Raw genomic sequence first — 12,236 nt, 5'->3', positions numbered from 1 at the left:
GGCACTTTGGTTTTCATTTTGTAAAATAGTTGCTTTACTTGATGGTGATTAAAGCTGCCAGCCTGTAAGGAATTCTTGATGAAAATGTCCGTATTATTGTTAAGCGCTTTACTTAGCGTTACGATTTCAACTGCTACTGAAGCCTGTACCCGCGCGGTATATAAAGGCCAGGATAGCCTTATCCTAACTGCCCGCTCAATGGACTGGCGGGATGAGATCCCGGTTAACCTGTGGTTGTTTCCCCGTGGCATGCAGCGTCAGGGCGAGGTCGGGGCTAACTCGGTACGCTGGACATCGAAATATGGCAGTGTAATAGCCAGTGCCTTTGATATTGCCAGTGCTGACGGTATGAATGAAAAAGGCTTGGTTGCCAATTTACTCTGGCTGGTAGAGTCACGTTACCCGCAATATGATGGCAGCCAGCCAGGGTTAACAGTAGCAGCCTGGGTGCAGTATATGCTGGATAACTTTGCCAGTGTAGCCGAGGCGGTTACCGCCATGCAGGCCGAACCTTTTGTAATGGTATCCTCTACTATTCCCGGCACTGACCGTTTTACTACTGTGCATTTGTCGTTGTCTGATGCCAGCGGAGACAATGCTGTATTTGAATATATTGACGGCAAGCTGGTTATTCATCATGACCCATCCTATACCGTGATGACAAATTCTCCGGTGTTCGAGAAACAACTGGCGATAAACGAATACTGGCAAGAGCTGGGCGGCACTACCATGTTGCCTGGTACCAACCGTGCTGCAGACCGGTTTGTCAGGGCGTCGTTTTACTTAAATGCAATACCGCAAACTAATGATCCTACACTGGCTGCTGCCAGCGTGTTTAGCCTGATCCGCAATACGTCTGTGCCCTATGGCATTTCGTCGCCTACTGAGCCGAATATTTCCTCCACCCGCTGGCGCTCAGTGGCCGATCATAAATCGTTGCGTTATTACTTTGAAACGGTATTCACACCCAATACGTTCTGGGTTGAATTAACACAAGCTGATTTTCGTGCCGGACAACCGGTACGTAAACTGGCATTGGATAAAAACCAAACCTATGCCGGCAATACCATTAAGCAGTTTAAAAAAGCCGCGGCATTTCAGTTTGCCGGTTTATAGCGTTTAACATAGCCCCCCGGTTATGTTGTTGCCTGCCCATAAATTCTCAGCATGGCGGCTAATTTACACTAGCCGCCATGTTTTTGTGCACTCAGGCGCACCCATTCTTCCTGCACGGCTATTGGGTCAAAGCTGAACTCATCGCTGTAAGCGTCTATTACACTTTGTGCCTGGCTTTCTAAAATGCCTGACAGCGCCAGTTTACCACCGGGTTTAACATAGCTGCTGATCACGGCTTTTAATTCGGCCAGCGGCCCGGCGAGAATATTGGCTACGACGACATCGGCCTGAAAATCACTTGGCTGGTCTTTGGGTAAATACAGTTCTATCTGGCCTTCGACATTATTGCGTTTGGCGTTGGCCGTACTGGCTTCTATTGCCTGCGGGTCAATGTCGACACCGATTACCCGTTTGGCACCAAGCTTTAATGCGGCAATGCCCAGAATGCCGGAGCCACAGCCAAAATCGACCACGGTCTGCTGCGGTTGAATAGTAGCATCCAGCCACTGCATACATAACGCAGTAGTGGGGTGGGTGCCGGTACCAAAAGCCAGGCCAGGGTCTAACATGACGTTTACTGCTGTCGGATCCGGGATATCACGCCAGCTGGGGCATACCCATAAGCGGCTGCCGAATTTAATCGGATGGAAGTTATCCATCCATTCGCGCTCCCAGTCTTTATCTTCTAACTGTTCCAGCTTGTAATCGACACCGTCTTTAAAAAAGGACACCTGCTGCAGCTGTGTTACCACCTTATCCATCGGATGCTCAGCATCAAACAGGCCCACTACTACGGTATTGGTCCAGTAAATCACTTCGCCGGGCATTGGCTCGTAAATCGGGGTGTCTTGTGCATCAACAAAACTAACGGCCTGAGCGCCCCAGCCCATCAGCATATCGCTGACTTGTTCGGCTTTTTCTTCGTTGGTGTTAACGCGCAGTTGGATCCAGGGCATAGTCAGTCTCGCTTATAAAAATTTGCCGCATTATAGCAAAAAGGCCGCAAAAGCGGCCTTTAATCTGTGTAAGCTCAGGCTTACTTAATACCCAGCTTTTTCTCTAAATAGTGGATATTAGTACCACCTTTACAGAAACCTGCATCACGCATAATGTCTTTATGCAACGGGATATTGGTTTTAATGCCGTCTACCAGCAGTTCGTCCAGCGCATTACGCATCCGGGCAATAGCGATATCGCGGGTTTCACCGTAGGTGATCAGCTTGCCTACCATAGAGTCATAGTTGGGCGGTACAGTGTAATCGGCGTAAATATGTGAATCCCAGCGGATACCGTTACCACCGGCCGGATGGAAACGGGTAATTTTACCCGGCGACGGGATAAAGGTAACCGGATCTTCAGCATTGATACGACACTCGACGGCATGACCGCGAATAATGATATCTTCCTGTTTAATCGTCATTGGCATGCCAGAGGCAATACGCAGCTGCTCTTTAATCAGGTCAACACCAGTGATCATCTCGGTAACAGGGTGCTCTACCTGAATACGGGTGTTCATTTCAATAAAGAAGAACTCGCCGTTTTCAAACAGGAACTCAAAAGTACCGGCACCGCGGTAATTCATGACTTTACAGGCATCAACACAGCGGCCACCGATAAAAGCACGCAGTTCCGGCGTAATGCCAGGTGCCGGTGCTTCTTCTACCACTTTCTGATGGCGGCGCTGCATAGAACAGTCACGCTCACCTAAGTGAATAGCATTGCCCTGGCCATCGGCTAATACCTGAATTTCAATATGGCGCGGGTTTTCCAGGAATTTCTCCATGTACACCATATCGTTACCAAAGGCAGCTTTGGCTTCGGCTTTGGTCATCTCGATAGAGCTAACCAGTTCTTCTTCGCTGCGCACCACACGCATACCACGGCCACCACCGCCGCCAGCGGCTTTAACGATGATTGGGTAGCCAATGCGTTTGGCAATAACCATATTAGTGGCCGGATCGTCGCCTACAGCGCCGTCAGAGCCAGGCACACAAGGTACACCGGCTTTTTTCATCGCCTCAATGGCTGACACTTTATCGCCCATTAAGCGGATAGAATCCGGGTGCGGGCCAATAAACACCAGGCCGCTTTCTTCTACCTGCTGGGCAAAATCAGCGCGCTCGGCTAAAAAGCCATAGCCAGGATGAATTGCCTGCGCGTTGGTTACTTCAGCTGCAGCAATCAGCGCCGGTATATTTAAATAGCTTTGCGGTGATGCAGCGGGGCCGATACAAATGGTTTCATCGGCCAGCAGCACGTGTTTTAAATTACGGTCTACCGTAGAGTGCACGGCTACCGTTTTTATGCCCAGCTCTTTACACGCGCGTAAAATACGCAGTGCAATTTCGCCGCGGTTGGCAATCAGTACTTTTTCTAGCATCAGTCTGCCTTTTGCGTTATTCAATCACAAAGAGTGGCTGGTCAAATTCAACCGGCTCGCCGTTTTCTACCAGAATTTCTTTGATCACACCGGCCTTGTCAGACTGGATCTGGTTCATCATTTTCATTGCTTCAACAATACATAATGTATCGCCAACTTTAACGCTCTGGCCTACTTCAACAAAGGCTTTAGCTGTTGGTGATGCTGCACGGTAGAAAGAGCCTACCATTGGCGATTTCATAATATGGCCACTGATGGCTTTTGGCGCTTCGGCTGCAGCAGTTGCAACGGGTGCAGCCGCTGGGGCCGGCGCAGCTGCCGGTGCATATTGTTGTGGTGCCGGAGCATAGTGCTGCATGGGGGCATATTGCGGAGTAGGGCCGTTACGGCTAATACGAACCGATTCTTCACCTTCGGTGATTTCAAGCTCGTTAATGCCAGATTCTTCTAACAGCTCGATCAATTTTTTAATCTTTCTAATATCCATGTCTTTTTAGCCTGATTAGTTATTACTGTTTGGTTGTTTGTAACGCTGCTACCGCCGCATCAAGTGCGTAGTGGTAACCTCTGGCACCAAGGCCACAGATCACCCCTTTGGCGATATCAGATAAATATGAGTGCCGGCGAAAACTTTCGCGCGCGTGCACATTAGATAAATGCACTTCAATAAAAGGAACGGCCACCGCCAGCAGCGCATCGCGAATAGCGACACTGGTATGGGTAAAAGCACCGGGATTAATTAGAATATAATCCTGTTTGCCCAGGCTTTGTTGAATAGCAGTCACCAGTTCGTGCTCGGCATTAGATTGTAAATGTGTCAGTTCGACACCTTTTGCCGCTGCCTGTTCCGTCAGGCCGGTAATAATATCCTGCAAGGTGGCACTGCCATATACTGTTGGCTCGCGCACACCCAGCATATTCAGGTTAGGGCCATTCAACACTAAAATTCGATAAGTTGCCGCCATTTGTGCGTTATTCCCGCTAATTGTTTTGATCCGGCCCTATCTTGCCAAAGCTAACGGATAATTGCATCTGTTTGCCAAAATTTGCCAGCAAGCAGTGCCGTTGGCTTAACAATAGCGCCTTATTATAGTGAAATCGTGACAAATGGCAGCAAAATACTGGTCTTATCAGCCAGAACACAGTTGGCAGTAGGCGGTGCCGGTTAAAAGCACCGCACGAAGTTTACTGTTGCAGTTGTTTCAAATGGGCAGCAAAGTCGGTGGCGTTCATAAAGCCGGTCACCCGGGCTGTACTTATTTCTTCACCTTGCGGGCTGAAAAACAGCAGGGTGGGCAGGCCCAACACCTGATAATTGTCCAACAGTGCCTGATCTTTACGTGTCATCCTGGTTACGTCTACCTTAATCAGCTGCATCTGCTGCATTTGGGCCTGCACTTCAGCTTTGGGAAAGGTTAAATGCTCAAACTCTTTACAGGCAATACACCAGTCGGCATACAAGTCTACCAGAGTGTAGCGGCCTTCACTGGTGGCAATTTTCTGCTGCAGTTCTTCCAGTGAGCTCACCAGTTCAAAACCTGCCTGCTGTTGTTGCGTAACGGCGGCTGTTTGTTCTGTAGCTGGCCACCAATGTTTCAGGTTCAGGTATAACGCTGCGCTAAGCAGCAATTGAGCCAGTATTAAAATAACCGCTTTGGCACTGTTATTTTGCAAGCTGAACATCATACGATACAAATAAATAATAAAGCTGAGTAACAGCAAACTACCAATAACCAGGATATAACTGAACGGCAGCATCCGCTCCAGCAAAATAAGCGGTACCGCCAACAGCAGGAAGCCGAATGTGGCTTTTACCGCATTCATCCAGTTACCGGCTTTGGGCAGCAGTTTACCGCCAGAGCTACCCAGAATAAGCAGCGGCAGGCCCATACCCAAGCTTAAAATATACAGCGTAACCGCGCCCAGCAATAAGTCACCGCTTTGTGCTACGTACAACAGCGCTGCCGACAATGGCGCTGTGGTGCAGGGCGAGGCGATAAGGCCAGACAGTGCACCCATGGTAAAGGCACCTTTGTGCGAGCCGCCTTGCTGCTTGTTGCTCACGCTGCTGATTTTTTCCTGCCAGCTGGAGGGCAGTGTCAGATTAAATACGCCAAACATCGCCAGTGCCAGCAGCACAAAAATAACACTGGCAACAATGAGTACTGCCGGGTGCTGCATATAACCCTGAAACCGCACGCCTAAACTGGCCACCACTAAACCCAGAGCCGAATAAGTAATAGCCATGCCCTGTACATAAGAAAACGACAGCGTAAAAGCACGCTTGCTGGATAACTGCTTGCCCTGGCCAACGATAATACTGGTTAAAATGGGGTACATTGGAAATACGCATGGCGTAAACGCCAGGCCCAAACCAAGTAAAAAGAAACCGGCCAGTGTTACCAGGCCTGCACCATCGCTCAATTTTGCGGCAAGAGTATTCTGGCTGGATACCGGCGCGGTGCTCTGGTTAGCTAAGCTGCCAGGGGTGGCTGCAGTGGGTTGCTCCGCGTTAAGGGGAATTAGCGGCAGCTCTTTGGTTACCGGAGGATAGCATAAACCGGCTTCGGCACAGCCCATATACTGAATTTTAAATACCGCATCTTCGCTGACATCCGTTAACGGAATGCGCAGGGTTAACTGATGAAAATACACCTGAGATACGCCGAAAAACTCATCTTCTATCTGCATGCTGGCCGGATAGCTGGGGTGAGAGAAACTGACCGCGATGCCTCCCAGTTTTATTTTATCTTTATACAGATAATAACCGTCGGCGATTGTCCAACTGACGATCAGCTCATTTTGCTTTTGCACAAAATCAAACTCAAATGCCTGCTCTACCGGCAAAAAGTTATCATTGGCGTTGAGCAGGCTATTGAGTACCGAGTTTTGCTGGGCAGAGGCTGGCGCCAGCAACGCAAACCAGAGTAAAAATGGCAGAACAAAGACTTTATACATCAGCTTATATTTCCTCTTAAACGCCCACCGCGTTGTTATGGTATTACACTAACATGAGCTTACTATACGCTGATAGCCGCTATACGGCTTTATCAACGCGACTATTGTCACCCCGGTACAGACCTGCGCCGGGAACAGTTTATTTCAATAGCGGTAAATTTAATCGGTTTGCTTTAAGCAGCAATTAAGAAATTTTCGCTTTACCCCTTGGATTTTTTTCTGCAGTGCCCCATATACCCGGCAGACAATTTAACACCCATGTTAAAACACAAAATAGCTTTAGGAGATAGAGCATGAATATTCGTCCATTACATGATCGTGTCATCATCAAACGTTTAGAGGCTGAAAGCAAATCAGCTGGTGGCATAGTCTTAACGGGCGCTTCAGCGGAAAAATCTACCCGCGGTGAAGTGGTTGCGGTTGGCTTGGGCCGTATTTTAGATAACGGCGATGTTAAGCCGTTAGACGTTAAAGTTGGTGACAAGGTGCTGTTTGGTGCTTATGTAGAGCGCACAGAAAAAATTGATGGTCAGGAATATGTGATCACCAAAGAAGACAATATCTTAGGTGTAATTCTGGATTAATTTTTCCGTAAACCTTACAACGATTAACTGAATTTAAGGATTAAGAAAATGGCAGCAAAAGACGTACGTTTTGGCGATGAAGCCCGTAACAAGATGCTTAAAGGCGTCAATATTTTAGCAAACGCCGTGCGCGTTACATTGGGCCCTAAAGGCCGTAATGTGATTCTGGACAAATCATTCGGCTCACCTGTTATCACAAAAGATGGTGTATCTGTTGCTAAAGAAATCGAGCTGGAAGATAAGTTCGAAAATATGGGCGCGCAGATGGTAAAAGAAGTTGCTTCTAAAGCCAATGACGAAGCCGGTGACGGTACAACCACGGCAACAGTACTGGCACAAAACATCATCAACGAAGGTGTTAAAGCCGTTGCTGCCGGTATGAACCCGATGGATTTAAAACGCGGTATCGACAAAGCTGTTGTGGCTGCGGTGGAAGAATTAAAAACGTTGTCGCAGCCATGTGCCGACAGCAAGGCTATTGCTCAGGTAGGTACTATCTCTGCTAACTCTGACGACGAAATTGGCCAGATTATTGCCAAAGCGATGGACAAAGTAGGCAAAGAAGGCGTGATCACTGTTGAAGAAGGCCAGGGTTTAGCCAACGAGCTGGATGTAGTTGAAGGTATGCAGTTTGACCGTGGCTACCTGTCACCGTACTTCATCAACAACCAGGAAGCCGGCCAGGTAGAACTGGACAACCCTTACATTCTGACTGTTGATAAGAAAATCTCTAACATCCGCGAACTGCTGCCAGTACTTGAAGGCGTAGCTAAATCAGGCAAGCCATTGCTGATTATTGCTGAGGATGTTGAAGGTGAAGCGTTAGCGACACTGGTAGTAAACAATATGCGCGGTATCGTAAAAATCTCTGCGGTGAAAGCACCAGGTTTTGGCGATCGCCGTAAAGCCATGCTGCAGGATATTGCTACCTTAACCGGCGGTACTGTAATTTCTGAAGAAATTGGTATGGAGCTGGAAAAAGCAGGCCTGGAAGAGTTGGGTACTGCCAAGCGCGTAGTGATTACCAAAGACAACACCACTATTATTGATGGCGCCGGTGAGCAAGCAGGCATTGATGGCCGCGTGAAGCAAATTCGCCAGCAAATTGAAGAAGCAACATCAGACTACGACAAAGAGAAACTGCAAGAGCGTTTAGCCAAACTGGCTGGCGGCGTTGCGGTAATCAAAGTTGGCGCCGCTACTGAAATTGAAATGAAAGAGAAAAAACACCGCGTTGAAGATGCGCTGCATGCAACCCGTGCCGCAGTTGAAGAAGGCGTTGTGCCTGGCGGCGGTGTAGCATTGGTGCGTGTTGCTGCTAAACTGGCTAACCTGCGTGGCGCTAATGAAGATCAGAACCACGGTATTAAAATTGCGCTGCGCGCAATGGAATCGCCACTGCGTCAAATCGTGGATAACGCCGGTGATGAGCCATCAGTAGTGGTTAATCAGGTTAAATCAGGCACAGGCAACTACGGTTACAACGCTGCCAGCGGCGAGTACGGCGATATGCTGGAAATGGGTATTCTGGATCCAACCAAAGTAACCCGTTCAGCACTGCAGTTTGCTGCCTCTGTTGGCTCACTGATGATTACCACTGAAGCGATGGTAACAGAGCTGCCAAAGAAAGATGCCCCGGCAATGCCTGATATGGGCGGCATGGGTGGTATGGGCGGCATGATGTGATAAAAGTGTAAGTGCCTACTTACCAGAAAACCCCGGCTTTATGCCGGGGTTTTGTTTTTTACCGGTGTTGCTTTTATTGTAACTGGCTACATTTTTATACAAAAGGCTACAGCATTCAGATACTGATCAAGGCTATAGTTACTAGTGTTGAGTAAACTTATTACCGGCTGGCGGCTCTAACTAAAGTGGTTACAACTGGCCATTGGTACAGGAGACAAACGATGCGTACAACTATATTGTTATGCGGTTTAGCTATAGTGCTTAGCACAGGGGCTGTACAGGCAGGTGAGGTACAGATCAAATGGCAAGACCCGGAAAAATTCACTGATATTCGTCCGGCAAATGACAGCCGTAAAGCGTTCCGCGAAAGAGTGATTAAAAAGTTTGACGGCTTTTTCAATGATATGGCAACCCAGTTACCTGAAGGTTATAAATGGGAAGTTACAGTAACTGACGTCGATCTGGCCGGTGATGTGGATTATTTTATCAGTAGGAACGGTAATGCTTTACGGGTGGTGAAAGATATTTACTCACCAGCGATCCGCTTTACCCATGTGCTGCGGGATAAACATGGTGAAGAGGTTGTCAGTGGTGAAGAGCGCTTGCGTGATATGGGCTTTATGCAGTCGTTACGTTCAGTTAATGACAACGAAGAGTTTCGCTATGAAAAACAGATGCTGAACAATTGGTTTAGCAAAGAATTGCAGCCAAAAGTTGAGCAGTATGCGTTAGCACTGCCCAAAGTAAGCACAAACTGAGTGCAGGGCAAACCAGCTAGGTGATGATAAATACTGCTGTAACTTCAGCTGGTGTTGCCCTTGCATACGTGCTGATTTTATTTTGCTACCAGAGTACGAAACTCAGCCAGCGTAGTGTGTAACTGTTTTAGTTGCTGCACCACGCGTTGTAATGTTGCAGTATTAAACTGCTGGCTTTGCCGCATGGCGGCAACCTGTTCAGCGGTTTCTGCCAGATAAGGCATAAAGCGGTTGCTGGATGCTTTAAATAGCTTATTGTCGGCAAAAATACGCTGGTGTTTGGCATGGCCTTGCTGTTGCAGGTTATCCAGCAGTGCATCAGCGTCCAGCGCTTTGCGATACAGCTCTTTTAGGTTGTCATCGAGTTGGTTAAGTAAAGTATCCATAATACGGCTTAGCTGAAAAAAGTGCTGTTATTATGCCATAAGCCCGGCCCCGCTTCAGCAGACTTGCAGTGAAAGCCCGTTTTTACGGGTATTTTTTTCAGAGCCCGTTCCTTTAGCAAACGTTTTGTTATATTATCTCGTTTCTTCATTTTCAGCTGTCAGAGTAAGCGACGTGTTAGCAACAGTAAGAAACGTATTTGATAAAGTAGGTATTACAGTGACTTCGCTTTGCGCTATTCATTGCATAATGCTGCCGATCATTCTGCCGGTTTTGCCGTTGCTGGGCCTTAGCGTTGGCCATAATCATGCTTTTGAGCGCGTGATGTTGCTGGTTACTATTGTGCTGGGCTTTATTGCTTTGTTTATTGGTTTTCATCGTTATCACCGCAAGCTATACCCATTTTACTCTTTGTTTTTAGGTGTATTTATATATTGGCAGCGGGATGTATGGGGCCACGAATATGAACATGCAGTTTTGATCGTTGGTGCATCCCTGGTGGTGTTGGCGCATGTGATGAATATGCGGTTGTGTAATAGCTGTAAAAGCTGTCATGACCACTAAGGTAAAAAATTTATAAAAATCCCGCTGCGGCGGGATTTTTGCGTTATGTAGTTAGCGTTTTTCTGCCAATCGTTGCCGGCTTCTGGCCGGGAAATTGCTGAAAATACCGTCTACGCCGTATTGCTGCAGGCGGCTGAGATCGTCAGGTTGATCCACAGTATACACATACACCTTTAAACCACGTGCTTTAGCATCATCAACAAAAGCCTGGTTAATAAAGCTGACATCGCAATTTACCGAGTATGCTTGCAACTGCTGCGCAAAGGCTGCGTAATCAAGTGGCAGGCAGGCAGTAAGTGCGCCAAGTTTTAGCTCTGGCTCTGCCAGTTTAAGATTGGCAAGTAAATGGTGGTTAAAAGATGAGATCAGCAGCCGCTGACTGTCAAACTGCAGCTCTTGCTGTGCTTTATCCAGCAAGGCCAGCAGTGGTGCTACGGTGTTTTCGCCTTTTAATTCAATATTTAGCCACAGCCTGGTGTTTTGCAGTAACTGCAATACCTGCCATAGCGTAGGAATGCGCTCGCCACGGCCGGCATCCAGTTGCAGCAGTTGCTCTACAGAGTATTGGTAGATACTGCCTGTGCCATTGGTGGTGCGCGCTAAGTGATGATCATGAATAACAATCAGCTCGCCCTGTACGGCGAATACGTCTATTTCTATAGCGTCAGCACCCTGAGCTATGGCTTGGCCAATAGCCAATAGGGTGTTTTCCGGGTATTCACCACTGGCACCACGATGAGCGATGATTTGCATGTTCGGTCCTGTTCAGAAGAGTTAGGGATAAAACTGGCAGAAGTGAATGCAGAGTATTTTTTTCGGCGACCGTTGCAGGCCAGGATGGCCGAATCGAGCCCCCATGGATGGGTTCACGGCGTGTTGCAGAAAAAATATACGGCGCATTCACGTTTTCGAAGCGCCGTAGCTGAAGATTAGCTTTAAATTGCTGTATTAGCAAAAGGCGCACCCATACGGGTAACGGTACCAGGTTGCTGATCGGCTAAAAACTGCAGTTTGTTCGCCGGAAAAGCCAGCACTACTGTTGAGCCCAGTTTAAAGCGACCCATCTCGGCACCTTTTTCCAGCGTAATGGCGTTTTTGCCATGTGCCGGATAGCTCCAGCGAAACACATTTTTACCCGCCGGTGGCGTTACCGTGCCAGCCCACACGGTTTCAATACTGGCAACTATCGTGGCACCTACCAGCACTAATGCCATAGGGCCAAGCTCAGTATCGAAAATAGTTACTACGCGCTCGTTCAACGCAAATAAATCTTTTACGCACTCTGCGGTTAAAGGGTTAACCGAGAAGAGTTCTCCTGGCACGTAAATCATCTGGCGCAAAGTGCCCCGCACAGGCATATGAATACGATGATAATCTTTTGGTGCCAGATAAATAGTAGCAAAGTGGCCGTTTTGAAACGGCAATGCCGTGCTGCTATCCCCGCCTAACAGGGCCTGTAGCGAATAATTGTGGTTTTTTGCCTGAATAAGTTTGCCATCAACGATAGGCCCAAGCTGGCTGATAGTGCCGTCTACCGGATGCGCAACAATATTAGCCTCTGTAGCCAGTGGGCGAATACCATCTTTTAATGGCCGGGTAAAAAACTCATTAAAACTGGCGTAGTCTTTAGCTTGTTCAAACTGAGCTTCTGCCATATTAATGCCGTAGGCTTTAATAAAACGGTTAATTAAAAAGTGGCTGAACCAGCCCAGTTTTGCTGCAGCTAATTTGCCTGCCAAACGGGAGATAAGATGTTTAGGCAATAAGTATTGCAGGGTAATTTTTAAATTATCCATTATGTTCTCT

Annotated in this window: 13 protein-coding genes; 5 read left to right on the top strand and 8 right to left on the bottom strand. The window is 47.8% G+C overall.

The genetic code is table 11. From position 1 onward, the window contains the following. The first annotated feature begins 78 nt into the window (after nucleotides 1-78). Nucleotides 79-1,116 carry a linear amide C-N hydrolase gene (locus J3B89_RS02095; RefSeq protein ID WP_215395850.1) on the top strand — a complete coding sequence of 346 codons (1,038 nt, stop codon included), beginning with the start codon at nucleotides 79-81 and terminating at the stop codon, nucleotides 1,114-1,116. Nucleotides 1,117-1,184: 68 nt separating this feature from the next. On the opposite strand, the gene prmA is transcribed toward J3B89_RS02095, so the two are convergent. The 5 genes from prmA to J3B89_RS02070 all read right to left on the bottom strand — a co-directional run bounded on the left by prmA (nucleotide 1,185) and on the right by J3B89_RS02070 (nucleotide 6,454). After that, complete coding sequence (prmA, locus tag J3B89_RS02090) at nucleotides 1,185-2,072, bottom strand: 50S ribosomal protein L11 methyltransferase (protein WP_215395849.1); 888 nt, start codon at nucleotides 2,070-2,072, stop codon at nucleotides 1,185-1,187. Nucleotides 2,073-2,152: 80 nt separating this feature from the next. Continuing rightward, the gene (gene accC, locus J3B89_RS02085) at nucleotides 2,153-3,496 is read right to left on the bottom strand and encodes an acetyl-CoA carboxylase biotin carboxylase subunit (protein ID WP_215395848.1); all 1,344 of its coding nucleotides are present in this window, start codon (nucleotides 3,494-3,496) and stop codon (nucleotides 2,153-2,155) included. 16 nt (nucleotides 3,497-3,512) lie between these two features. Beyond that, nucleotides 3,513-3,983, bottom strand: coding sequence for an acetyl-CoA carboxylase biotin carboxyl carrier protein (gene accB, locus J3B89_RS02080; RefSeq protein ID WP_215395847.1), 471 nt, complete (start codon nucleotides 3,981-3,983; stop codon nucleotides 3,513-3,515). Between the two features lie 22 nt (nucleotides 3,984-4,005). Further along, nucleotides 4,006-4,461, bottom strand: a complete 456-nt coding sequence (gene aroQ / locus J3B89_RS02075; protein ID WP_215395846.1) for a type II 3-dehydroquinate dehydratase — start codon at nucleotides 4,459-4,461, stop codon at nucleotides 4,006-4,008. Between the two features lie 220 nt (nucleotides 4,462-4,681). Next, nucleotides 4,682-6,454, bottom strand: coding sequence for a protein-disulfide reductase DsbD (locus J3B89_RS02070; RefSeq protein WP_215395845.1), 1,773 nt, complete (start codon nucleotides 6,452-6,454; stop codon nucleotides 4,682-4,684). 293 nt (nucleotides 6,455-6,747) lie between these two features. Here J3B89_RS02070 and J3B89_RS02065 point away from each other — a divergent pair, with 293 nt between their 5' ends. From J3B89_RS02065 to J3B89_RS02055, 3 genes are all read left to right on the top strand, one after another. Next, nucleotides 6,748-7,038 (top strand): co-chaperone GroES, encoded by a 291-nt coding sequence (locus J3B89_RS02065; RefSeq protein ID WP_215395844.1) that lies wholly within the window; start codon nucleotides 6,748-6,750, stop codon nucleotides 7,036-7,038. 48 nt (nucleotides 7,039-7,086) lie between these two features. Next, nucleotides 7,087-8,724, top strand: a complete 1,638-nt coding sequence (gene groL / locus J3B89_RS02060; protein WP_215395843.1) for a chaperonin GroEL — start codon at nucleotides 7,087-7,089, stop codon at nucleotides 8,722-8,724. 221 nt (nucleotides 8,725-8,945) lie between these two features. Beyond that, nucleotides 8,946-9,482 carry a DUF3016 domain-containing protein gene (locus J3B89_RS02055; protein ID WP_215395842.1) on the top strand — a complete coding sequence of 179 codons (537 nt, stop codon included), beginning with the start codon at nucleotides 8,946-8,948 and terminating at the stop codon, nucleotides 9,480-9,482. A 77-nt stretch (nucleotides 9,483-9,559) separates the two neighbouring features. Here the strand turns inward: J3B89_RS02055 and priC are convergent, their stop codons facing one another. Beyond that, a complete protein-coding gene (priC, locus tag J3B89_RS02050; RefSeq protein ID WP_068228458.1) occupies nucleotides 9,560-9,868 on the bottom strand; it encodes a primosomal replication protein PriC in 309 nt (102 codons plus the stop codon). A 172-nt stretch (nucleotides 9,869-10,040) separates the two neighbouring features. Between priC and J3B89_RS02045 the strand changes: the two genes are divergently transcribed. Beyond that, the gene (locus J3B89_RS02045; RefSeq protein ID WP_068228461.1) at nucleotides 10,041-10,430 is read left to right on the top strand and encodes a MerC domain-containing protein; all 390 of its coding nucleotides are present in this window, start codon (nucleotides 10,041-10,043) and stop codon (nucleotides 10,428-10,430) included. Between the two features lie 51 nt (nucleotides 10,431-10,481). Here the strand turns inward: J3B89_RS02045 and J3B89_RS02040 are convergent, their stop codons facing one another. Continuing rightward, a complete protein-coding gene (locus tag J3B89_RS02040; RefSeq protein WP_215395841.1) occupies nucleotides 10,482-11,183 on the bottom strand; it encodes a glycerophosphodiester phosphodiesterase in 702 nt (233 codons plus the stop codon). A 182-nt stretch (nucleotides 11,184-11,365) separates the two neighbouring features. Then, a complete protein-coding gene (gene asd, locus J3B89_RS02035; protein WP_215395840.1) occupies nucleotides 11,366-12,226 on the bottom strand; it encodes an archaetidylserine decarboxylase in 861 nt (286 codons plus the stop codon). Nucleotides 12,227-12,236: the final 10 nt, after the last annotated feature.

It is taken from the genome of Rheinheimera oceanensis (assembly GCF_018831085.1).
Classification (GTDB): Bacteria; Pseudomonadota; Gammaproteobacteria; order Enterobacterales; family Alteromonadaceae; genus Alishewanella; species Alishewanella oceanensis.
Note: the sequence above shows the minus strand (reverse complement) of the source record. Positions and strands in the feature narration are given on the sequence as shown.

Bases quoted from the DNA above. Each gene is read 5' to 3' on its own strand.
- J3B89_RS02095 (WP_215395850.1), top strand. From the start codon at position 79: ATGAAAATGTCCGTATTATTGTTAAGCGCTTTACTTAGCGTTACGATT.
- asd (WP_215395840.1), bottom strand. From the start codon at position 12,226: ATGGATAATTTAAAAATTACCCTGCAATACTTATTGCCTAAACATCTT.
- J3B89_RS02065 (WP_215395844.1), top strand. From the start codon at position 6,748: ATGAATATTCGTCCATTACATGATCGTGTCATCATCAAACGTTTAGAG.
- J3B89_RS02055 (WP_215395842.1), top strand. From the start codon at position 8,946: ATGCGTACAACTATATTGTTATGCGGTTTAGCTATAGTGCTTAGCACA.
- accC (WP_215395848.1), bottom strand. From the start codon at position 3,496: ATGCTAGAAAAAGTACTGATTGCCAACCGCGGCGAAATTGCACTGCGT.
- aroQ (WP_215395846.1), bottom strand. From the start codon at position 4,461: ATGGCGGCAACTTATCGAATTTTAGTGTTGAATGGCCCTAACCTGAAT.
- J3B89_RS02070 (WP_215395845.1), bottom strand. From the start codon at position 6,454: ATGTATAAAGTCTTTGTTCTGCCATTTTTACTCTGGTTTGCGTTGCTG.
- groL (WP_215395843.1), top strand. From the start codon at position 7,087: ATGGCAGCAAAAGACGTACGTTTTGGCGATGAAGCCCGTAACAAGATG.
- priC (WP_068228458.1), bottom strand. From the start codon at position 9,868: ATGGATACTTTACTTAACCAACTCGATGACAACCTAAAAGAGCTGTAT.
- J3B89_RS02040 (WP_215395841.1), bottom strand. From the start codon at position 11,183: ATGCAAATCATCGCTCATCGTGGTGCCAGTGGTGAATACCCGGAAAAC.
- accB (WP_215395847.1), bottom strand. From the start codon at position 3,983: ATGGATATTAGAAAGATTAAAAAATTGATCGAGCTGTTAGAAGAATCT.
- prmA (WP_215395849.1), bottom strand. From the start codon at position 2,072: ATGCCCTGGATCCAACTGCGCGTTAACACCAACGAAGAAAAAGCCGAA.